The 790-nt window shown below is 68.5% G+C and carries 1 protein-coding gene; it reads left to right on the top strand.

From position 1 onward, the window contains the following. The first annotated feature begins 57 nt into the window (after positions 1–57). A complete protein-coding gene (locus tag MXD62_RS09855; RefSeq protein WP_248829037.1) occupies positions 58–735 on the top strand; it encodes an IS6 family transposase in 678 nt (225 codons plus the stop codon). Positions 736–790 lie beyond the last annotated feature (55 nt).

The following is a 790-nucleotide window of genomic DNA, read 5'->3' as shown; positions in this document are numbered from 1 at the left end:
CCGTCGATCAGCCATGATCGAATGGTGCGTCGACGTCGTGGCTGTCCACCGGTTCCGGTGTCGGAGTTCGCGGGGTTTCGGTTCCCGCCGGAGGTGATCGTCCTGGCAGTGCGGTGGTATCTGCGGTTTGCGCTGTCGTACCGGGACGTCGAGGAGCTCCTCGCCGAACGGGGCCTCGAGGTCGATCACGTCACGATTTACCGGTGGGTGCAGCGCTTCACACCCTCGCTGGTCGACGCTGCGAGGCCGTGCCGGCACCGGCCCGACGACAGATGGTTCATCGACGAGACCTACGTCAAGGTCTCCGGCTGCTGGACCTATCTCTACCGGGCGGTCGACCAGCACGGCCAGGTCATCGACGTCCTGGCCAGCGCACGGCGCGACCAGGCCGCCGCCCGGCGATTCTTCGTTCGAGCGTTGACGCATGGGCGCCGCCCGGTCGAGGTCACCACCGACAAGGCCCCGGTCTACCCGCGGATCCTCGACGAGCTGCTCCCCGAGGCCTGGCACGTCGACGCCGCCCGGGAGAACAACCGAATCGAAGCCGACCACGGCCGGTTGAAAGCACGGCTGCGGCCGATGCGCGGACTGAAACGTCTTCGCTCCGTTCAGACCGTCAGCGCCGGACACGCCCTCGTGCAGAACATCCGCCGCGGCCACTACGAGCTCGCCGTCGGCACCAACCCACAGCTACGGCTGGCCGCCGCGTTCACCGAACTCGCCGCAGCCGTCTGACCGGCAGCTGCCCCGGCCGCTGGCATGCCCAGCTTCCCCGTAACGCAACAGCGCC

The sequence above is a fragment of the Frankia sp. Mgl5 genome (genome assembly GCF_023242985.1).
Classification (GTDB): Bacteria; Actinomycetota; Actinomycetes; order Frankiales; family Frankiaceae; genus Parafrankia; species Parafrankia soli.
The sequence above is the reverse complement of the archived record's forward strand: the minus strand, read 5'-3'. Positions and strand labels throughout refer to the sequence as shown.